Raw genomic sequence first — 18,660 nt, 5'->3', positions numbered from 1 at the left:
TCGGAGCGACTGACCGGTGTCCATTCCGGCCAAGCGGCAACACGTCGCCTGCGCCTGCCGAAACGGCAGACCTGGGCGAGGTATCGCAGATGGGGTGAAGTCAAGAAGCGCGTTCCCTGGCGGCCATGCCAGGGAACGCGTGCAGCGGTCCAGCGTGTCAGTAGCTGGCGGTCAGGGTCACGCCGGAGAACGTGCTGTACGCCTTGATCCGCACGTAATAAGTCCCCGACGGCGAGGTGATGCTGCAGGTTTCGGCGTTGCCATCCAGATACGGACGGCAGGCATAGACGGTGTCGGTGGGCGCGCTACCGGCCCGCACGTACAGGTCTGCATCGCCGCTGCCGCCGCTGGTGGCCACCGTCAGCGTGCCGCTGCCGGCCGGCACCGTGATGGTGTAGTTCAACTCCGCGCCGGTGGCCGCGCCCAGGCCGGTCACCGGCGTGCCGTTGGTCAAGGTGTTGCCGGTTCCACCACCACCGCCACTGCTGCCGGCGATGGCCGCCGTCACTGCCGCATCGGCATCGACGATGCCCGCACCGCAACCGCCCGAACAGGCTCCCGGCAAGGCGCGGGCGGTGTTCTTCAGCAGCGTTTCCACTGCGGCAGGCGTCAACGTGGTGGGCGGCCACCCGTCCAAGGCCACAACGCCGGCCACATGCGGCGCCGCCATCGAGGTGCCGTTGTACGAAGCGTAGCTGGCATTGCCCGGCGTGGTGGTACCGCTGTTGAGCGTGGACAGGATGCCCGACCCTGGCGCGGAAACGTCGATCCCGCTGCCGTAGTTGGAATAGCTGGCCTTGGCACCGGCCGAGGTCGTGGCCGCCACCGCGATCACATTGGCGCAGTTGGCCGGCAACGAACCGGACACGTTGGCGGCACTGTTGCCGGCCGCCACGACCACCGTGGTACCGCGCGAGACTGCGCCGTTGATTGCGCTCTGCATCGTGGACGAACAGGTGCCACCGCCGCCCAGCGACATGTTGATGACTTCGGCGGCGTTGGGATTGGCCGGCACACCGCTCACGGTGCCACCGGAAGCCCAGATGATGGCATCGGCAATGTCCGACAGCGAACCACCGCAACGGCCGAGCACGCGGACCGGTACCACCTTGGCATTGAACGCGGTGCCGGCCACGCCGGTGGTGTTGTTGGTCACCGCCGCCACCGTGCCGGCGACATGGGTCCCGTGCCAGCTGGAATTGGACGTGGTGCACCCACTGGTGGAGTTCCAGTCGCCTTCGTCGGCAGGATTGTTGTCGCGCCCGTTGCCGTCGCGCGCGGCGGTGGCATCGCTGATGAAGTCGTAGCCGGGCAGGATGTTGGCGTCGAGGTCGGGATGGCTGACGATGCCGGTGTCGATCACCGCAACCACGACGTTGGCACCGGTGGATTTGTCCCAGGCCGGGCGGATGTTGAGCCCGGCGTTGGTGGTGCCGAAGGCCCACTGCTCGGACAGGCGGCTGTCGTTGGGGGTCAGCGTGGGGTACAGCATCTGGTCCACTTCCACGCTTTGCACGTTGGGGTCGGCAGCCAGCTGGCGCATCAGGGTTTCGGCTTCGGCGCGATCCAGCGCGCGGTCGGCCTGAACCAGTTCCGGTCCCACTGCCAGGCGACGCACGCTGTTCAGGCCCAACGGCTTGCCGGCCTTGGCCGGCAACGCACGTGCAGCGGTGCGCAACGAGCTCGTCAACACACTGGGGCTGTTCAGGGCGCTACTGCCGTCCTTGTAAGTCACGATGAACTTCTGGTGGGTCTGCGCGGTGGCCAGGCCACCCAGGTAGACATCGCCGGCGAACGCCGGCGTTGCCAGCAGCAGCGAGGTCAGTGCCGAAGCACCCAGGATGCAGAGCGCTCGGTGGCGCGGACGAAACGACGCGTTAGACATCGAATTCCCTTCCAGTCAAGAGAACCGCCGAAGCGGTAGTTCCGAAACCGTCGCGATGGCGACCGGCCCAGTGCCCCGGACCGCCCCTGTTATCGATCCGTTCAGCGAACCTATCCCAAAGAAACCGAACTGGAAAATACGGAGTTGGTAATTTTCGAAATTAAAATGTCATTGTGTGATTTGAATCACATACAACTCATGCTGAATTCGACCGGTTCACGGTCGAAAAATGGTCTTTTTGCTGTTGCGCAAACAAAAAAGCCCCCGCGCTGACACACGGAGGCCGTTGTTTGACGAACTATGTCTGCTTACGACAAACGCACCAACCAACCGTGGCGGTCCGGCACGCGGCCGTACTGGATATCGGTCAGTTCCTGGCGCAGCGACATGGTCACCTCGCCCGCGGGCGCGGACAGATCGCCCACCGCGAACCCCTCGCCCTTCAGCTCGCCGATGGGGGTCACCACCGCCGCGGTACCGCAGGCGAACACCTCGGCGATCTCGCCCGACGCCACGCCCTGCTTCCACTCGTCGATCGCGACCTTGCGCTCGATCACCTGCATGCCACGGTCGCGGGCCAATTGCAGGATGCTGTCGCGGGTGATGCCTTCCAGGATGCTGCCGGACAGTTCCGGGGTCACCAACGTGCCGTCTTTGTAAACCAGGAACACGTTCATGCCGCCGAGTTCTTCGATGTACTTGCCTTCCACCGGGTCCAGGAACAACACCTGCGAGCAGCCCTGGGCATAGGCCTTCTGTTGCGGCAACAACGACGCGGCGTAGTTGCCGCCACACTTGGCCGCACCGGTGCCGCCCTTGGCCGCACGTGCGTATTCGGTGGACAACCAGATCGACACCGGCGCCACGCCCTTGGCGAAATACGGGCCGGCCGGGCTGGCGATCACGTAATAGGAGGCCTTGTGTGCCGCACGCACGCCCAGGAAGGCCTCATCGGCAATCATGAACGGGCGGAAATATAGGCTGGTCTCCGGCGCCGACGGCACCCAACCGCTATCCACGGCCACCAGCTGGCGCAGCGATTCGACGAACAGGTCCACCGGCAATTCCGGCAGCGCCAGACGGCGCGCCGACCGCTGCAGACGCTCGCCGTTGGCTTGCGGACGGAAGGTCCAGATCGAACCGTCGGCGTGCCGGTAGGCCTTGATGCCTTCGAAGATCTCCTGGCCGTAATGCAGCACCGACGCTGCCGGATCCAGCTGCAACGGGCCGTACGCGCGCACTTGCGCGTCGTGCCAGCCCTGCTCGTTGTTCCAGGAGATGGCGACCATGTGGTCGGTGAAATGCAGCCCGAAGCCGGGTGCGGCCAGGATCACGGACAGTTCGTCGGCGCTGCGCGGCGACGGAGAACGGGTGGAAGCGAAGGACACGGACACCGGGAGATTCCTGTATGGCGGGCGAAAGGACGCAGCGCCACATCGTGGACATGGCGCGTGACGATCAGAGCATGCCGGTCTCGAGACGGGCCGCTTCGGACATCATATGCCGGCCCCACGGCGGGTCGAACACCAGCTCGACGTCGGCCTCGGCGATGGTCGGGATCATTTCGACCTTGCTGCGCACATCGTCGACCAGGATTTCGCCCATCCCGCAACCGGGCGCGGTCAAGGTCATCTTGACGTCGACCCGGCGCTGATCGTCTTCCTCGCGATGGCTGACCACCGCTTCGTAGACCAGGCCCAGATCGACGATATTGAATGGAATCTCCGGGTCGAAACAGGTGCGCAGCTGCTGCCACACCAGCGCTTCCACCTCTTCGTCGCTGGCATTGGCGGGCAATTCCAGCCCCGGCGGGGCCTCCTTGCCGATCGCATCGCCATCCTTGCCGGCAATGCGGAACAGATTGCCTTCGACGAAGACGGTATAGCTGCCACCCAGCGCCTGGGTGATATAGCCGTAACTGCCGGCGGGCAGGGTCACCGAATCGCCCTGCGGCACCATGACGGCATCGCAATCGCGTTCGAACTGGACGGGTTCGCTGCTACGGGAATACATGGGCTGGATATGGGGCCGCGCAGGTCGCGCGCAAGTCGGCCATTCTAGCCGACCGCGACGCCACCGCCGCCGGCCACCGCGCCAGCCGGGAACGACGCTGCATTCCATCAGCCGCACCGTCGTGGTGTGGTGTGCGTCGCAAAGGCCGGCGCGCGCTCTATCATGTGCGCACTGTCAGGAGCTCCAATGCCGCCCACCACCGCGTCCGCCAGAACGGCCCACTGGCTCTGGCCCCCGCTCCTGTTGCTGGGATGCGTCACCGCCCTCATCGCCTGGTTGCTCATCGCCCTGGCCCTGGGCAACCAGGCCGGCTGGATGGCCGTGGTCGCCGCGCTGGAGATCGTCTGGATGTTGCGCCTGGGCACGCTGCCTGCAGGCCGCCTGCGCATCGGCGTGGCCATGGTGGCGACGGCGCTGATCATCGCGGGCGCCAACTGGGGCATCGCCTCGGCCCAACTGGGCGGACCGCTCGGCCTGGACCCGTGGACCTCGGCACAGAAGATGGGCGCCGGCCTGGCCTGGACCTTGCTGCAACTGGCCAACAACGGCTTCGACCTGCTGTGCTACGCCACCGCGCTGGTGCTGGCGTGGTGGACGGCGCGCTGAGTCGGCACGATGACAGGGCCCCTAGCCGATTGCCGGACCGTTGGCGTGTCAGTGGAACAACTGGGCTTGGCCATCTGTACCAAATTGCGCAGCGCGACGAGCGCAGGCCGGCTGTTGAGGGAGGGATCGGCGCTGGTGGGAGGCGCCGGCCAAACGCTGTCGAGCGGGTCGGCGATGGAACGCACACGCAATCCTGACGATGACCTCAATGTCCGAGGCCACTAGCGTCGCCGCCACGCCAGCGCACAACGGACGCTTCAGGATCGCGCGCACCCTCTAGGCCTTGCTCGCCACTCTTGCTCCGGGCGCAGGCGCCCATACGGCGGCCACTCCAGCCCCGGCAACCGTCACGGAGACACTTGCCATGCGTTCCGCCTGGCAAGCCCATCGTGGGGCTTGCTCGGCAGTGCAGACGTTCGTGACTTATCCCTGCCAGGCGGCGTCTTGCTGGACTTGAACGTCTCCAGCATTCGCGCGGTGACCACGTAGCCCCGCCGCGTTTCCGGCACCTAGCGCCACTGCGACACATCCCAGCGCTTTTCCACCGTGGTGTCGGCATGCCCCAGCACCATCATCGCCCCGGTCAGCACGATGCCGTGGACGACGTTGGAACCGGACATCAGTGGCGTATGCAGCATCACCTGCACCCGCGAGATGATCACGTGGCCGGCGATGGCCGCCAGCATGAAGATGTACAACGCTACGAATCCGTCGCTCATCGTCGCTGGCTCCGCTGGCCGGTGCAGCCCGCCGACCGTACCCACGCCGCGTCCGTGCGGGCGCCTGTCAACCGAATCCGCGCTCGTCCGTTGACGTCGTATCGTCTCCGCGGAAGCTACGCTGTGCTGGTGGGAACTCCTTTCGATCCGCAAGCTACGACCGCATCGGCCGCCACCGCGCCGGTGTCGCTGGATGCCTTTCTGGCCGGCATCGGGCCGCGTGCCTTCCGTTTTGCCGAGGCCGGCTTGCGGCACCGCGAAGATGCGCTGGATGCCGTGCAGGACGCCATGGTGAAGCTGCTGGGCTACCGCGAACGGCCGGCCGACGAATGGACGCCGCTGTTCTGGAGCATCCTGCGCAGCCGCATCATCGACCTGCAGCGGCGACGCAGCTTTCGCCTGAAGTTTTGGGCACCGACCGAGCGCGCCGACGACGAAGGCCCGATCGACTGGGCCGACCCCGGTACCGGGCCGGTCGACGAACAGCAGCATCAACAGGCCTACCAACGGCTGGTCGATGCATTGCGCACGTTGCCGGCGCGCCAGCGCGAAGCCTTCACCCTGCGCGTGCTCGAAGACCTGGACGTGGCCACCACCGCCAAGGCGATGGGCTGCTCCGAAGGCTCGGTCAAAACCCACCTGTCGCGCGCGCGCGACGCGTTGCAAAAACAGTTCGAGGATTTCCTGTGAACCGCTCCCACGACACCGCCCGGCTGGATGCGCAGCTGCGCCAGCTGCATGCCACCGCGCTGACCAGCCTGCCGCCGCAGACACTGGCGCGCCTGCGCCAGGCCCGCCACGCCTCGGCACCCACGCGCAGCCGACGTGGCTACTGGTTGCTGGCCACCGCATGCTCGGGCCTGCTGGCGATCGGCATCGGCCTGCAGCTGCATCCGAGCCAAAGCGTCTCATCTGGCGCCGCGCCGACCTCGCCGGTTGCCAGTACCAGCGCCACCACCGAGACAGACGACCTGCTGGCCCAGAACCCGGACCTGTATGTCTGGCTCGGCTCCGACACCGCCCTGGCCATGGAATAAGCACGATGACCCACACCACCCGCCTGCTGTTGACCCTGTTGCTGTGCGCCGGGCCATGCGCCTCCACGCTGGCTCAGGACGGCCCGCCCGGACCTCCGCCCCCGGGTCCGCCCATGGACGCGCCTGGCCCACGCGGCCAGGGCCCGCGCGACGAGACCCCCATGCCCGAGTGGGACCAACTGACCAAGCAGCAGCGCCAGGTCATGATCGATGCGCTGCGCGAGCGCTGGAACGACGTGCCCGAAGAACGCCCCAGGATGTACCGGCACGCGCGCCGCTGGCTGGACATGACGCCCGAGCAGCGCAAGCAGGCCAAGGCCGGCATGGACCGCTTCCGCAACATGAGTCCGGAGCAACGCCGCGAGGCCAAGGCCTTGTTCGACCGCATGCGCACGCTCAATCCGCAACAGCGCAACGAACTGCAGCAACGCTGGCAGAAGATGAGCCCGGCCGAGCGCAGCGCTTGGTTGCGCGAGCATCCACCGGTCGAGGACTGACGATTCCCAGGAGTGCGCAGCGGAGCCGGCGGAAGATTGCGCTTGCTCAAGCGCCGCGCAGTGCTGCAATGGGCGGTGGACATTGACTAGCCGTCGCGCTTGGCAACTTGCAGCATGCCAAGGCCAGCCACTGCAGCGATGCGCAAACTGCGCACCTCGAATATCCATACGCGGGGCCGCAGACGTTTTGTAGCGCACGCAGCGACAGGACGTCGCAGCAAACGGCACGTACGCCAGCACCTGTACTGGCATCGATGGTCTTGCTGCGTCGCTCATTGCAACGACAACGACGAAATGCCTGACCGCGCCAAACCTCAACCGGCCCAGAACGGCGCTCTTCAGCGCCGGGCCAACGATGGGTCGTGATGCGCAGCGCGTTGCCCTTGTTGGATTGCGTGCACCGAACTTTCTGCGACGCCTAAGTGGCGGTCGCTGCCGGCGCCGACCACTGCGTCCTGGCCAGCAACTCGTCGTCCCGGCCGAGCGTCAACGCACCCTCCGTATCGCCAACACCTTGCACGGCGCATGGTGCCGGGCAGCGGTGGTCAGCATCGGAAAGAAACGCGGTGCCAGTTACGCGGCACTCAGTACCACCTTGTCACCCGCCATGCCGGCCTGCGAGCGCAACACATCTATCGATTGCGCGCGTGGGCTACGCGGCAGGCGCTCCAGTGGAAACGCAATCGATTGCCGCGCGGTAAATGCCTGCGCGCGCCGGATCCGTGTCCGGCGCCAGCGCATGCCGATCACCGCCGGGTGCGGTTTGCAGCAAAGCAATGTGTCGGTAGAGGGCGCCTGCACGCATAGCACCATCTCGGCCTGCGCCATGGCGCCGGCGCAGGCAGGCTGCGCACCGGCCTGCAGATACACGGCATCGTGCATGCTGCTGGCCCGGCCGGCCCCGGCTCGATCCACACGGCGGCACCGGGCGCGGCCAGTTTCCTGACCGTTTCCGGCGTCGCGGCCACACGGCGCGCCAGCGGCCCTTTCTTTCAGCACCAGCACCTGCACAGCCATGCGTTGCTCAGGTCTTGCGCCCAGTCGCGGCGACGCCATGCAGAGCGCGGTGCGCCTGCCAGTGGTACCGGACGACGCCCGCGCAGCGCACGCGTTCCAATCGTCTACGCCCGCAGGCAGCGACGACTGCGTATAGGACCGCTCAGTGCACCGTGCTGTTGTTCTGCAACGGATCCAGGCGATCGATCACGCCCTGCATCGCGCTGTCGAAAGCGCCGTCGTTGATGTGCTCGCGCAGGCGGCCCAGGCGTACCATCACCGCCAGTTCTTCCGGCGAAGCGACACAGAAACGCACGCCGCGTCGATTGACGAACAGCAGGCGCTGCGAAATCGGGCTCACCCACGACAGCTTGCCGGCCTGCACCTTGCCGTCCTTGTCGACAAAGTCCAGCCACGTGCCGATATCCATTGCGCGGAAACGTTCGGCATCGGCACTGTCGATGCTCTGCGCGACCGCTTCGGCACCCAGCACCACACTGACGCTTTCGGCAGCCGGTGGCGGCAGATTGACCTGCGGCAGTTCCGGCAGGGCTTTTTCCAGTTCCGGGCGCGCTTCGGCGATCGCCTGCAAGGTGTCGTGCAAGGCGGTGATCGCCACCACCACCGCATCCCCGTGCAGGCCCACGCTGGCGAACACGCGATGCAGCGCCGGCTGCCAGACCTGCAGCCATGGCTTGCCGACGATATGACGGCGCGCTTCGGCCAGTTCTTCCAGCACGCCGTCGGCCAGCGCCAGGGCCTCGATGGTGCCGGGACCTTCCTCGCCGTCGCGCAGGATCGCCATGGTCAGGTGATGCAGCCACGGCTGGCGCAGGAAGTCATCCACCGCCTTGGGCAGGCCCGCGTCTTCGGGCGCACGCTGCTCCAGTTCCAACAGCGCGCGGCTGCGCGCCAGCTCGAGCTTTTCCTGCCCGCGCTGGGTTTCGGTGGCACGACGCTCGGCAATTTCCACCCGGCGCCGGTGCTGCGACAGGAAGTCGCGGAATTCTTCTTCCAGGGTGAGGAAGATCGCCAGGTTTTCGTTGAATTCGGCCACCAGGCGGTCGACGATCTCTTCCACCTTGCCCATCAGCACGCGCTCGGCAGCGCTGTCGCCGTTGTTGCCTTCGCAGGCCTCGGCCAGCGAGTTGAGCAGGCGCCGCGCGGGATGGGTCTTCTGCACGAACATCTTGCGGTCCAGCAGCGCGACCTTGACGAACGGCACGACCAGGCGGCCGATCATTTCGCGCGAACGATTTTCCAGATCGCGCTCATCCAGCATCACGTCGAACAGCATGCCGACCAGGTCGATGGCGTCTTCGTCCATCGGGTCGAGCTTTGCGGTAGCCGGGTCCACGCCCAGGCGCGTAGCGCTGGAAAGCACCTCGTTCTTCAAGCGCTGCGCAAGCGATTCGGTGTCGTCGCCGATGGCCGCCTGCAGCGTCGCGCTGGGTGTGGCCTGCAACAGCGACAGCACCGACATCATTTCGCGCTGGCTCAACGGGCGTTGCTGCCCAACCGCGACGGTGGCGGCAGAAGCGGCGGTGTCGCGCACGCTGCGGGTCTGTTGCAGCAACTCGTGCAGCGCCTCGAGCAGCATGCCCTGGCTACCGCCGGGATGGTCGGCCTCACCGTCCGTGCCGCCAGCCCCGCCACCGTCGGCATGCCCGCGTTGCGTCGCAGCCTGCATGCGGCCGCGGCTGTGCGCCCAACGGTCGAGAAAACGGTTGGCCCAGGCCGGTGCGTACTGGTCACCCTGATCGTCGCCGCCCATCTCGGCATGAGCGCCCTGCGCCTCTGCCTGGCCGCGCTCTTCCGGCGTTTCGCCCCGCGGCTGCATGCGCGGCGGCGCGCGCTTGGCTTGCGAAATTTCCGGCATCACCCCGGCCTTGGCCAGGGTTTCGTCCAGGCGTGCGTACAACTTGCCGATCGGCTCGGCCAGATCGCGTTCGCACAGCTTGATCAGCACCAGTCGCACTTCCGGCGCCAGGTCGCAGGTGGCGAAGGCTTCGTGGATCGCCACGCCCAGATGTTCGGGGCCAATCGGGTTGGTATCGGCCATCAGCTCCAGCCCGCCGGCGATCCAGCCCAGGCGGCGGTCCACCCGCGCCAGCACCTGTTTGAAATCGCGCAACAACACCGTGGCCAGATTGCGCACTGCCAGCCGCGATTCGAGCACGTGCTCGGGCACCAGACTCAGCGGGCCGGTGCCCATGTCGCCGGCCAGCACCACTTCGGCCGACAACGGCGTGCCGAGCACCAACGCCTGCCAGCCGTCTTCCAGCTGTTGACGGAACTGGCGTGCAACGTCTTCGCGCTTGCGGCGCAATTCGCGCATGCCATCGAGAAACAGCAACTGTGACGCGCCAGCGGATTCGGCACGGTCGAACAGCACATCGTCGAAATGCGCGACTGCAGCAGCAAACACCTGCGCGAGCGCCGGCACGAACACGTCGTGCGCCTGCTCGAGCAAGCATTGGTCACGGCCCGGATGTCCCGACGGACTGGGCTGAAAAGTCATGCGCAAAGGCTCCCCGCCTCTGCAGGCGTGAAAATTTCAAAACGAGAAGAAACAGACGCGGCCCCAAATTCCGCCCGTGCATGGTAGGCGGTTCGCGCATCCATTAAGTGTGACATGTTACTCACTTTACTCGTGACCGCCCAGGGTTTGCGTGTCAAGCGGCCATCCTAGCTCGCAACGTCGCGGTGGAGCTTGCCGGCGGTCATTCTGCGCGTGCGGGTGTTAAGCCTTCAGCTTCGCGGACGCTTCCGGACCATCCGCCACGCCTTGCATCGCGCCATGGAAGATATCGCCATCGTTGAAGGCGCAGGCGTTCCAGCAGCATCGGCATCGTCAGCTCCGCCGGTGAGGCGAGGCACCGCCGCCCACGCCGCCGGTCGCCGACCATCAGGCGCCGGAGATTGGGCTGATCCCAGACGGCTTGCCCGCAACAATCCGCGACCTGCGCGGTGGATGAAATCCAGATGGGTGCGAGTACGGAAGGTGGATCGCGGCAGAGCCACGGCCCCACCGGCCATGCTGCAGCGAGCGTTGGGAAGCGGCCGTCTATAATTCGATACCTCGTTGCCCCAACCCGGATCTATGCACGCACCGTATTCGCTCCAGGCGCTGGACGCGCGCCGTTCGGTACCCTCCAAACAACTCGGCGCGCCCGGGCCGAAACAACTCGGCGCGCCCGGGCCGGATGAAGACACCTTGCTGCGCATGCTTACCTCGGCGGTGCGCGTGCCCGACCACGGCAAACTGGTGCCGTTCCGCTTTCTGCGCATCAGCGGTGACGCGCGCGCTGCGCTGGGGGAGTTCCTCGCCGAGCGCACCCTGGCCGCCGACCCGCTGGCATCGCCGGCCACCCTTGCCAAGGAACGTGGACGCTTCAGCGACGCACCGGTGGTGATCGTGGTGATCGCCTCGCTGCGCACCGAGCACAAGGTACCTGTGCAGGAGCAACTGCTCACCGCCGGCTGCGTCTGTTTCGCGTTGCTGCAGGCTGCCCAGGCGCACGGCTTCGGCGCGCAGTGGTTGAGCGCGTGGATGGCCTACGACCCGGCGGTGACGGGCTACCTGGGCCTGCAAGACAACGAACGCATCGCCGGCTTCATCCATATCGGCACGCCGCGCATGCAGGTGCCCGAACGCGAGCGCCCGGACCCGCGTGCGTTGCTGCGCGACTGGACGCCGTGACCACACCGACCAACCCGCTCGACGCTGCGCCGCTGGCGATCCAGCGCCCGTCCCCGCTGTATCTGGTGGATGCCAGCCTGTACGTGTTCCGTGCCTGGCACTCCATCCCGGACGAATTCCAGGATGCGCAGGGCTGGCCGACCAATGCGGTGCACGGCTTTGCGCGGTTTCTGCTGGACCTGCTCGAACGCGAAGACCCGCAGCACATCACCATTGCCTTTGACGAAGCCCTGGACAGCTGCTTCCGGCATGCGATCTACCCGGCCTACAAAGGCAACCGCACGCCCGCGCCGGATGCGTTGCGACGCCAGTTCGCGCATTGCAAGGCGCTGTGCGCAGCACTCGGGCTGAGCGTGCTGGCCCACCGCGATTACGAGGCCGACGACCTGATCGGCAGCGCGCTGCACAGCGTGCGGGCGCACGGCTTGCGCGGGGTGATCGTGTCGGCCGACAAGGACTTGTCGCAGTTATTGCTCGAGCATGACGAGCAGTGGGACTACGCGCGCAACCAGCGCTGGGGCATGGATGGGGTCAAGGCGCGCCACGGCGTACATGCGCACCAGATCGCCGACTACCTGGCGTTATGCGGCGATGCCATCGACAACATCCCCGGCGTGACCGGCATCGGCGCCAAGTCGGCAGCCGTGCTGCTGGCGCACTTCGGCAGCCTGGATGCGCTGCTGGAGCGCATCGACGAAATTCCCTTCCTGCGCCTGCGCGGCGCGGCGCAAATGGCGGTGCGGCTGCGCGAACAGCGCGAACACGCATTGCTGTGGCGTCAGCTCACCACCATCGCGCTCGACGCGCCGCTGGCGCTCACCGAGGCCGGCTTCACGCGTGCCCACGCCGATGCGGACATGCTCACCGGGTTGTGCGAAAGCCTGCGCTTCGGCCCGCTCACCCGGCGCCGCCTGTTGGCCGCCAGCACCGGCGCCCCCGCACCGTTTCCTCCCGTTTCCCTGGCACAAGGTCCCCGCCCATGAACCGACACGACACCCCGCCCACCGTGGTCTACGAAGGCAAGTACCAGCGCATGGTCGTGCGTGGCACCTGGGAGTATTCCGAACGTGTGCATGCCGGCGGCCTGGCGGCGATCATCGTGGCGGTAACGCCGGATGATGCGATGTTGTTCGTCGAACAGTTCCGCGTGCCGCTGCAGGCGCGCACCATCGAAATGCCGGCCGGGCTGGTGGGCGATGTGCATGCCGATGAATCGATCGAGCTGTCGGCCATCCGCGAACTGGAAGAAGAAACCGGCTGGACCGCCGAGCATGCCGAAGTGCTGATGATCGGCCCCACCTCGGCCGGCGCCAGCAGCGAGAAGATCGCCTTCGTGCGCGCCACCGGTCTGCGCAAGGTCGGCGACGGCGGCGGCGATGCCAGTGAGGACATCACCGTGCACGCAATCCCGCGCGCGCAGGTCGGCGCCTGGCTGGTGCAGAAGATGGCCGAGGGCTATCAGATGGACCCCAAGCTGTGGGCCGGCCTGTATCTGGCCGATCATGCATTGGACGGCACCCCGCGTGGCTGACGCAGCCATCGAACCATTGCTCGGCGCCGACGATCCGGCGCCGTTCACCGTGTACAACGCGCAGGCCGCCTCGCCGTGGCTGTTGATCGCCGACCACGCCGGCCAGCGCGTGCCGGCGCGGCTGGCCGACCTGGGCCTGCCGCAGTCCGAACTGGATCGCCATATCGGCTGGGATATCGGCATTGCGCAGGTCACCCAGCGGCTGGCCGAGGCGCTGGATGCGTTCGCCATCGCGCAGACGTATTCGCGCCTTGTGATCGATTGCAACCGCCCGTACGACGCACCCAGCCTGATGCCGGCGGTCAGCGATGGCACCCTGATTCCGGGCAACCAGCACCTGACCGACGGCGACCGGCAGCAGCGCATCGCGGCGATCTTCGCGCCGTATCACGCACGCATCGCCACCGAGCTGGATGCGCGTGCTCACCGCCATCAACCGACCGTCTTGGTGTCGATGCACAGCTTCACCCCGGTCATGGCCGGCAACGCGCGGCCCTGGCATGCCGGCGTGCTCTACCACCGCGACACGCGGCTGGCGCATCGCCTGTTGCAGGCGCTGCGTGCCGAACCCGACCTGGTGGTCGGCGACAACCAGCCATATGCGGTCAGCGACGCCACCGATTACGCCATTCCGGTGTATGGCGAGGGCCGCGGCCTGCTGCATGTGGAACTGGAAATCCGCCAGGACCTGATTGCCGATACCGCCGGGCAAACGGCGTGGGCGCAACGATTGGCGCGCCTTCTTCCACCGTTGGCCGATGGGTTGCTGCAACGATAACCGTCTTGCGACATGCGACATGCGACGATCAACAACACATACCCAGGCAGGAGCGCACCCGGGCGCGATGGGCGTTAGCGATAAAGCACGTCGCGCCCGGGTGCGCTCCTACGAAAAACGAGTCCTTCGCGAGCGACCCCTCCTACATCGGGTGACGCGCGCACCGTGCAGGCAATCAACGATCCTCCGCATCGCAACGCGCGCCGCTGCGATCAGGCGAAACGATCGGTGGCACGCACCAAGGCATCGACGTTTTCCGGCTCAAACGCCGAGTGCCCCGATGCCGGGCTGATCTGCAGCTGCGCCTTCGGCCAGACCTTGTGCAGGTCCCAGGCGCTTTGCAGCGGGCAGACCACATCGTAGCGGCCGTGCACGATCACGCCGGGAATGTCGGCAATGCGATGCGCGTCGCGCAGCAACTGGTCTTCGACCTCGAAGAAACCGCCATTGACGAAGTAATGGTTTTCGATGCGCGCGAACGCCAGCGCAAAGTGGGCGTCTTCATGCCCGGTGACGAAGTCCTGATCCACATGCAGGAAGCTGGTGGCGCCTTCCCACACGCTCCAGGCCTTGGCGGCGGCCAGCCGCGTGGCCTCGTCGTCGCTGGTCAGGCGGCGATGGAAGGCAGCGATCAGGTCGCCGCGCTCGTCCTGCGCAATCGCGTTGATGTAGTGCTCCCAGGCATCCGGGAACAGCCGGCTCGCGCCTTGCTGGTAGAACCATTCGAGTTCGAAACGGCGCAGCAGGAAAATGCCGCGCAGCACCAGCTCGGTGACCTGCTGCGGGTGGGTCTGCGCATAGGCCAGCGCCAGCGTGGAGCCCCAGCTGCCACCGAACACCTGCCAGCGATCGATGCCAAGATGCGTGCGCAGCCGTTCGATGTCGGCCACCAGATCCCAGGTGGTGTTGTCCACCAGATCGGCATGCGGCGTGGAACGGCCGGAACCGCGCTGATCGAACAACACGATGCGGTACTTGGCCGGGTCGTGGAAGCGCCGCATCTTGTCGTTGCATCCGCCGCCAGGGCCGCCATGCAACATCACCACCGGCTTGCCCTGCGGATTGCCGCACTGCTCGAAATACAGCGTGTGGCGGTCGTCGACCTTCAGGCTGCCCTGCTGGTAGGGCGTGATCTCGGGATAGAGCGTGCGCATGCGTCGGTCCTGCGGGAAACCGCTAGTGTATCGGCTGCTGCGCCCGCACACGGGCAACGCCCTGCGATCGAAAAGGCGGATGCGCGGTGATGGGCAAGGCCCTGAAGAGCACATCAACCTTCAGCGCTCACCGGCAGGCGGGCGCATACGCACGACCGCCCTGTCGAACGCGCGTGCTCCGCGTCGGAACGCGCGGTCGGTCTGCCGAGAATGGCGCTACGGCAATTGCTCAGCCGGCCTGGCCCGCAGCTGGCGACCAGCGCCCCAAGGTCACGCGATCGCGCTGCTCCAGATCCTGATGCGTGGCCACCGCAGCGAAGCCGCGCGCGGCCAGCAGTTCGGCCACCGCCGCCCCCTGGTCCCAGCCATGTTCCAGCAGCAACCAGCCGCCGGGCTGCAGGTGCGCAGGCGCATCGGCCACGATCAGGCGGATATCGTCCAGCCCGTCGCTGCCCGAGGCCAGCGCGCTGGCCGGTTCGTAGCGCAGGTCGCCCTGCTGCAGGTGCGGGTCGTGCGCGGCGATATACGGCGGGTTGCTGGCGATCAGATCGAAGGCCTCCCCCGCCAGCGGCGCATACCAGCTCCCCTGCCGGCAATCGACATTGCGCAGGCCATGGCTGTCTGCATTGCGCCGGGCCATCGCCAGCGCCGCGGCGCTGGCATCGGTGGCGATCACCTGCGCCTGCGGACGTTCACTGGCGATCGCCAGCGCGATCGCGCCGCTGCCGGTACCCAGATCGGCGACACGACGGCCTGGCATGGTGTCCAGGCGCTCCAGCGCCAGCTCCACCAGCACTTCGGTGTCGGCGCGCGGGATCAGCGTGGCCGGCGAGACCGCCAGGTCCAGCGTCCAGAACCCGCGCGAGCCGGTCAGATAGGCCACCGGTTCGCCGGCTTCGCGGCGCTGCACCAAGGCGCCGAAGGCCTGCGCGACCGATAGAGGCACCGCATCGCGGCCGTGCATGAACAGCCAGGCGCGATCGCGGTCCAAGGCGTGCAGCAGCAGTGCTTCGGCATCGCAGCGCTCAATCCGCCCGGCCGCGCGGCGAAGCAACTGATCGGCGGGAATGGCGGCAATATCGTCGGACATACGGGCTGTTCACCTACGCGCAACATCGGCTGGCCATTATCGACCATGGCGTGCACTGCGACTGCGCTAGATGCCATCTGACGAGTTGATAGTCACAGGCTATCTATTTAATTCCATCAATCGATTTGAGGGATCTATCGATCCTGCCTACCATGGCGCCTGTTCCATCCCCCGCCCCCTTTCACCGCACGAGGAAACTCAATGTCTCTTATCAACACCCAGGTCCAGCCGTTCAAGGCGAATGCGTACCACAACGGCAACTTCATCGAAGTCACCGAGGCCAGCCTGAAGGGCAAGTGGTCGGTGCTGATCTTCATGCCGGCCGCGTTCACCTTCAACTGCCCGACCGAAGTGGAAGACGCCGCCGACAACTATGCCGCCTTCCAGAAGGCTGGCGCCGAGGTCTACATCGTCACCACCGACACGCATTTCTCGCACAAGGTGTGGCACGAAACCTCTCCGGCCGTGGGCAAGGCGCAGTTCCCGTTGATCGGCGACCCGACCCACAAGCTGACCCGCGCGTTCGGCGTGCACATTGAAGAAGAAGGCCTGGCGCTGCGCGGCACCTTCATCATCAATCCGGAAGGCGTGATCAAGACCCTGGAAATCCACGACAACTCCATTGCCCGCGACGTCACCGAGACGCTGCGCAAGCTGACCGCGGCGCAGTTCGTGGCCAACAATCCTGGCCAGGTCTGCCCGGCCAAGTGGAAGGAAGGCGCCAAGACCCTGGCTCCGTCGCTGGACCTGGTCGGCAAGATCTAAGCCGGCCGTCCCCTCCGACCTGTCGCAAGGTCGGAGCATCTCCGGCCCAAATTGGGCCGGGGGTGAACCGGAGCCGGTGCCGGGCTGCCCGCCAGCCGCCGCCAGCACGCATCCCGACCTCGCGCCGGCTGCGGTTCACTCCCTTCCTTCCCGGCGACCTGCCTCAGCGCAGCGACGCCATGCCCTCCCCTTGCCCATTCCCAGGAGTTCTCCATGTTGGATGCCAATCTCAAGACCCAGCTGACCGCCTACCTGGAACGGGTGACGCGGCCGATTCAAATCAACGCATCGATCGACGACAGTGCCGGCTCGCGCGAAATGCTCGACCTGCTGGAAGAGTTGGTCCTGCTGTCGGACAAGATCAGCCTGGACATCCACCGCGACGACAACCAGCGCAAGCCCTCGTTCGCGTTGACCACGCCGGGCCAGGACATCTCGCTGCGCTTTGCCGGCTTGCCAATGGGCCACGAGTTCACCTCGCTGGTGCTGGCGCTGCTGCAGGTGGGCGGCCACCCGTCCAAGGCCGCTGCCGAGCTGATCGAGCAGGTGCAGCACCTGGAGGGCGACTACCAGTTCGAAACCTATTTCTCGCTGTCGTGCCAGAACTGCCCGGACGTGGTGCAGGCGCTGAACCTGGCGGCCGTGCTCAACCCGCGCATCAAGCACGTGGCCATCGACGGTGCCTGGTTCCAGGACGAAGTGCAAGCCCGCCAAATCATGTCGGTGCCCACCGTGTACTTGAACGGCGAGCTGTTCGACCAGGGCCGCATGACGCTAGAGCAGATCGTCGCCAAGCTCGACACCAACGCCGCCAAGCGCGACGCTGCGAAGATCGCCGCGAAAGAAGCCTTCGACGTGCTGGTGGTGGGCGGTGGCCCGGCCGGCTCGGCAGCAGCAGTCTATGCCGCGCGCAAGGGCATCCGCACCGGCGTGGCGGCCGAGCGTTTCGGTGGCCAGGTGCTGGACACCATGTCGATCGAAAACTTCATCTCCGTGCCGGAGACCGAAGGCCCGAAGATGGCCGCTGCGCTCGAACAGCACGTGCGCCAGTACGACGTGGACATCATGAATCTGCAGCGTGCCGAGCAGCTGATTCCGGCCGGTGCCGACGGCCTGATCGAAATCAAGCTGGCCAATGGCGCCTCGCTCAAGAGCAAGACCGTGATCCTGTCCACCGGTGCGCGCTGGAGGCAGATGAACGTGCCCGGCGAAGACCAGTACAAGAACAAGGGCGTGGCGTATTGCCCGCACTGCGACGGCCCGTTGTTCAAGGGCAAGCGCGTGGCGGTGATCGGCGGTGGCAACTCCGGCGTGGAAGCGGCGATCGATCTGGCTGGCATCGTGGCGCATGTCACGCTGGTGGAATTCGACGACAAGCTGCGCGCCGACGAAGTGCTGCAACGCAAGCTGCGCAGCCTGCACAACGTGCGCATCATCACCAGCGCGCAGACCACTGAGGTGCTGGGCGACGGGCAGAAGGTCACCGGCCTGGTCTACAAGGACCGCACCGGCGGCGATATCCAGCACATCGAGCTGGAAGGTGTGTTCGTGCAGATCGGCCTGCTCCCCAACACCGAGTTCCTGCGCGGCACGGTGGCGCTGTCGCCGCGCGGCGAAATCATCGTCGACGACCGCGGCCAGACCGATGTGCCCGGCGTGTTCGCCGCGGGCGACGCCACCACGGTGCCGTACAAGCAGATCGTGATCGCGATGGGCGAAGGTTCCAAGGCCGCGTTGAGCGCATTCGACCACCTGATCCGCACCAGCGCACCGGCCACTGCCGACAGCGTGGCCCAGGCGGCATAAGCGAGCGCCTGCTTGGCGCCCCGCCGACCCAGGCGCAAAGCTTGCAACACGCGCCAGTCGTTCCCCGTCACCGCAAAGAA

Annotated in this window: 17 protein-coding genes and 2 pseudogenes; 10 read left to right on the top strand and 9 right to left on the bottom strand. The window is 66.4% G+C overall.

From position 1 onward, the window contains the following. Positions 1-157: 157 nt before the first annotated feature. The 3 genes from ACCQ00_RS04855 to sufT form a co-directional block, all read right to left on the bottom strand. The gene (locus ACCQ00_RS04855; RefSeq protein WP_372354073.1) at positions 158-1,885 is read right to left on the bottom strand and encodes a S8 family peptidase; all 1,728 of its coding nucleotides are present in this window, start codon (positions 1,883-1,885) and stop codon (positions 158-160) included. A 308-nt stretch (positions 1,886-2,193) separates the two neighbouring features. After that, positions 2,194-3,279 carry a branched-chain amino acid aminotransferase gene (locus tag ACCQ00_RS04850; protein WP_017156957.1) on the bottom strand — a complete coding sequence of 362 codons (1,086 nt, stop codon included), beginning with the start codon at positions 3,277-3,279 and terminating at the stop codon, positions 2,194-2,196. Positions 3,280-3,343: 64 nt separating this feature from the next. Continuing rightward, entirely contained in the window at positions 3,344-3,898 is a 555-nt protein-coding gene (gene sufT / locus ACCQ00_RS04845) for a putative Fe-S cluster assembly protein SufT (RefSeq protein WP_017156958.1), read from the bottom strand. Between the two features lie 186 nt (positions 3,899-4,084). Here sufT and ACCQ00_RS04840 point away from each other — a divergent pair, with 186 nt between their 5' ends. Beyond that, on the top strand, positions 4,085-4,504 hold the full coding sequence (locus ACCQ00_RS04840; RefSeq protein WP_017156959.1) for a hypothetical protein: 420 nt from the start codon (positions 4,085-4,087) through the stop codon (positions 4,502-4,504). Between the two features lie 419 nt (positions 4,505-4,923). On the opposite strand, the pseudogene ACCQ00_RS04835 reads toward ACCQ00_RS04840, so the two are convergent. Beyond that, a pseudogene (locus ACCQ00_RS04835) lies at positions 4,924-5,223 on the bottom strand (proton-translocating transhydrogenase family protein); the annotation flags it as partial. 123 nt (positions 5,224-5,346) lie between these two features. Between ACCQ00_RS04835 and ACCQ00_RS04830 the strand changes: the two are divergent. From ACCQ00_RS04830 to ACCQ00_RS04820, 3 genes are read left to right on the top strand one after another with little or no spacing between them, the layout of a single operon-like run. After that, a complete protein-coding gene (locus tag ACCQ00_RS04830; protein ID WP_017156960.1) occupies positions 5,347-5,913 on the top strand; it encodes an RNA polymerase sigma factor in 567 nt (188 codons plus the stop codon). Beyond that, complete coding sequence (locus tag ACCQ00_RS04825) at positions 5,910-6,260, top strand: hypothetical protein (protein WP_017156961.1); 351 nt, start codon at positions 5,910-5,912, stop codon at positions 6,258-6,260. The genes ACCQ00_RS04830 and ACCQ00_RS04825 overlap by 4 nt, the downstream gene beginning before the upstream one ends. A gap of 5 nt (positions 6,261-6,265) precedes the next feature. After that, the gene (locus tag ACCQ00_RS04820; RefSeq protein ID WP_017156962.1) at positions 6,266-6,757 is read left to right on the top strand and encodes a DUF3106 domain-containing protein; all 492 of its coding nucleotides are present in this window, start codon (positions 6,266-6,268) and stop codon (positions 6,755-6,757) included. Positions 6,758-7,330: 573 nt separating this feature from the next. On the opposite strand, the gene ACCQ00_RS04815 is transcribed toward ACCQ00_RS04820, so the two are convergent. The 3 genes and pseudogenes from ACCQ00_RS04815 to ACCQ00_RS04805 all read right to left on the bottom strand — a co-directional run bounded on the left by ACCQ00_RS04815 (position 7,331) and on the right by ACCQ00_RS04805 (position 10,792). Further along, a complete protein-coding gene (locus tag ACCQ00_RS04815) occupies positions 7,331-7,639 on the bottom strand; it encodes a Rossmann-fold NAD(P)-binding domain-containing protein (RefSeq protein ID WP_369908155.1) in 309 nt (102 codons plus the stop codon). 277 nt (positions 7,640-7,916) lie between these two features. Continuing rightward, positions 7,917-10,274, bottom strand: a complete 2,358-nt coding sequence (gene pacR, locus ACCQ00_RS04810) for a PacR family protein (RefSeq protein ID WP_039567745.1) — start codon at positions 10,272-10,274, stop codon at positions 7,917-7,919. A 222-nt stretch (positions 10,275-10,496) separates the two neighbouring features. Then, positions 10,497-10,792 (bottom strand): annotated as a pseudogene (locus ACCQ00_RS04805) (hypothetical protein). Between the two features lie 64 nt (positions 10,793-10,856). Between ACCQ00_RS04805 and ACCQ00_RS04800 the strand changes: the two are divergent. The 4 genes from ACCQ00_RS04800 to ACCQ00_RS04785 are packed head-to-tail and all read left to right on the top strand — an operon-like array spanning position 10,857 to position 13,765. After that, positions 10,857-11,456: a nitroreductase family protein gene (locus tag ACCQ00_RS04800; protein WP_039583951.1), complete on the top strand. Its 600-nt coding sequence runs from the start codon at positions 10,857-10,859 to the stop codon at positions 11,454-11,456. Next, complete coding sequence (locus tag ACCQ00_RS04795; RefSeq protein WP_039583949.1) at positions 11,453-12,439, top strand: 5'-3' exonuclease; 987 nt, start codon at positions 11,453-11,455, stop codon at positions 12,437-12,439. Before ACCQ00_RS04800 ends, ACCQ00_RS04795 begins: the two co-directional genes overlap by 4 nt. Then, complete coding sequence (locus ACCQ00_RS04790; RefSeq protein ID WP_005925926.1) at positions 12,436-12,987, top strand: NUDIX hydrolase; 552 nt, start codon at positions 12,436-12,438, stop codon at positions 12,985-12,987. Before ACCQ00_RS04795 ends, ACCQ00_RS04790 begins: the two co-directional genes overlap by 4 nt. Further along, positions 12,980-13,765, top strand: coding sequence for an N-formylglutamate amidohydrolase (locus ACCQ00_RS04785; RefSeq protein ID WP_039583946.1), 786 nt, complete (start codon positions 12,980-12,982; stop codon positions 13,763-13,765). The genes ACCQ00_RS04790 and ACCQ00_RS04785 overlap by 8 nt, the downstream gene beginning before the upstream one ends. A gap of 212 nt (positions 13,766-13,977) precedes the next feature. On the opposite strand, the gene pip is transcribed toward ACCQ00_RS04785, so the two are convergent. Both pip and prmC read right to left on the bottom strand, forming a co-directional pair. Next, entirely contained in the window at positions 13,978-14,919 is a 942-nt protein-coding gene (gene pip / locus ACCQ00_RS04780) for a prolyl aminopeptidase (protein ID WP_039567734.1), read from the bottom strand. Positions 14,920-15,148: 229 nt separating this feature from the next. Further along, the gene (gene prmC / locus ACCQ00_RS04775) at positions 15,149-16,009 is read right to left on the bottom strand and encodes a peptide chain release factor N(5)-glutamine methyltransferase (RefSeq protein ID WP_039567732.1); all 861 of its coding nucleotides are present in this window, start codon (positions 16,007-16,009) and stop codon (positions 15,149-15,151) included. 201 nt (positions 16,010-16,210) lie between these two features. Here prmC and ahpC point away from each other — a divergent pair, with 201 nt between their 5' ends. Together ahpC and ahpF are read left to right on the top strand one after the other, a co-directional pair. After that, a complete protein-coding gene (ahpC, locus tag ACCQ00_RS04770; protein ID WP_003488826.1) occupies positions 16,211-16,774 on the top strand; it encodes an alkyl hydroperoxide reductase subunit C in 564 nt (187 codons plus the stop codon). A 213-nt stretch (positions 16,775-16,987) separates the two neighbouring features. Beyond that, entirely contained in the window at positions 16,988-18,580 is a 1,593-nt protein-coding gene (gene ahpF / locus ACCQ00_RS04765; RefSeq protein ID WP_039567731.1) for an alkyl hydroperoxide reductase subunit F, read from the top strand. Positions 18,581-18,660: the final 80 nt, after the last annotated feature.

The sequence above is a fragment of the Xanthomonas sp. NCPPB 3761 genome, assembly GCF_041475705.2.
Lineage (GTDB): Bacteria > Pseudomonadota > Gammaproteobacteria > Xanthomonadales > Xanthomonadaceae > Xanthomonas > Xanthomonas phaseoli.
The sequence above is the reverse complement of the archived record's forward strand: the minus strand, read 5'-3'. Positions and strand labels throughout refer to the sequence as shown.

Bases quoted from the DNA above. Each gene is read 5' to 3' on its own strand.
- ahpC (WP_003488826.1), top strand. From the start codon at position 16,211: ATGTCTCTTATCAACACCCAGGTCCAGCCGTTCAAGGCGAATGCGTAC.
- prmC (WP_039567732.1), bottom strand. From the start codon at position 16,009: ATGTCCGACGATATTGCCGCCATTCCCGCCGATCAGTTGCTTCGCCGC.
- ahpF (WP_039567731.1), top strand. From the start codon at position 16,988: ATGTTGGATGCCAATCTCAAGACCCAGCTGACCGCCTACCTGGAACGG.
- pacR (WP_039567745.1), bottom strand. From the start codon at position 10,274: ATGACTTTTCAGCCCAGTCCGTCGGGACATCCGGGCCGTGACCAATGC.
- ACCQ00_RS04790 (WP_005925926.1), top strand. From the start codon at position 12,436: ATGAACCGACACGACACCCCGCCCACCGTGGTCTACGAAGGCAAGTAC.
- ACCQ00_RS04800 (WP_039583951.1), top strand. From the start codon at position 10,857: ATGCACGCACCGTATTCGCTCCAGGCGCTGGACGCGCGCCGTTCGGTA.
- ACCQ00_RS04820 (WP_017156962.1), top strand. From the start codon at position 6,266: ATGACCCACACCACCCGCCTGCTGTTGACCCTGTTGCTGTGCGCCGGG.
- ACCQ00_RS04815 (WP_369908155.1), bottom strand. From the start codon at position 7,639: ATGCACGATGCCGTGTATCTGCAGGCCGGTGCGCAGCCTGCCTGCGCC.
- pip (WP_039567734.1), bottom strand. From the start codon at position 14,919: ATGCGCACGCTCTATCCCGAGATCACGCCCTACCAGCAGGGCAGCCTG.
- ACCQ00_RS04840 (WP_017156959.1), top strand. From the start codon at position 4,085: ATGCCGCCCACCACCGCGTCCGCCAGAACGGCCCACTGGCTCTGGCCC.
- ACCQ00_RS04855 (WP_372354073.1), bottom strand. From the start codon at position 1,885: ATGTCTAACGCGTCGTTTCGTCCGCGCCACCGAGCGCTCTGCATCCTG.
- sufT (WP_017156958.1), bottom strand. From the start codon at position 3,898: ATGTATTCCCGTAGCAGCGAACCCGTCCAGTTCGAACGCGATTGCGAT.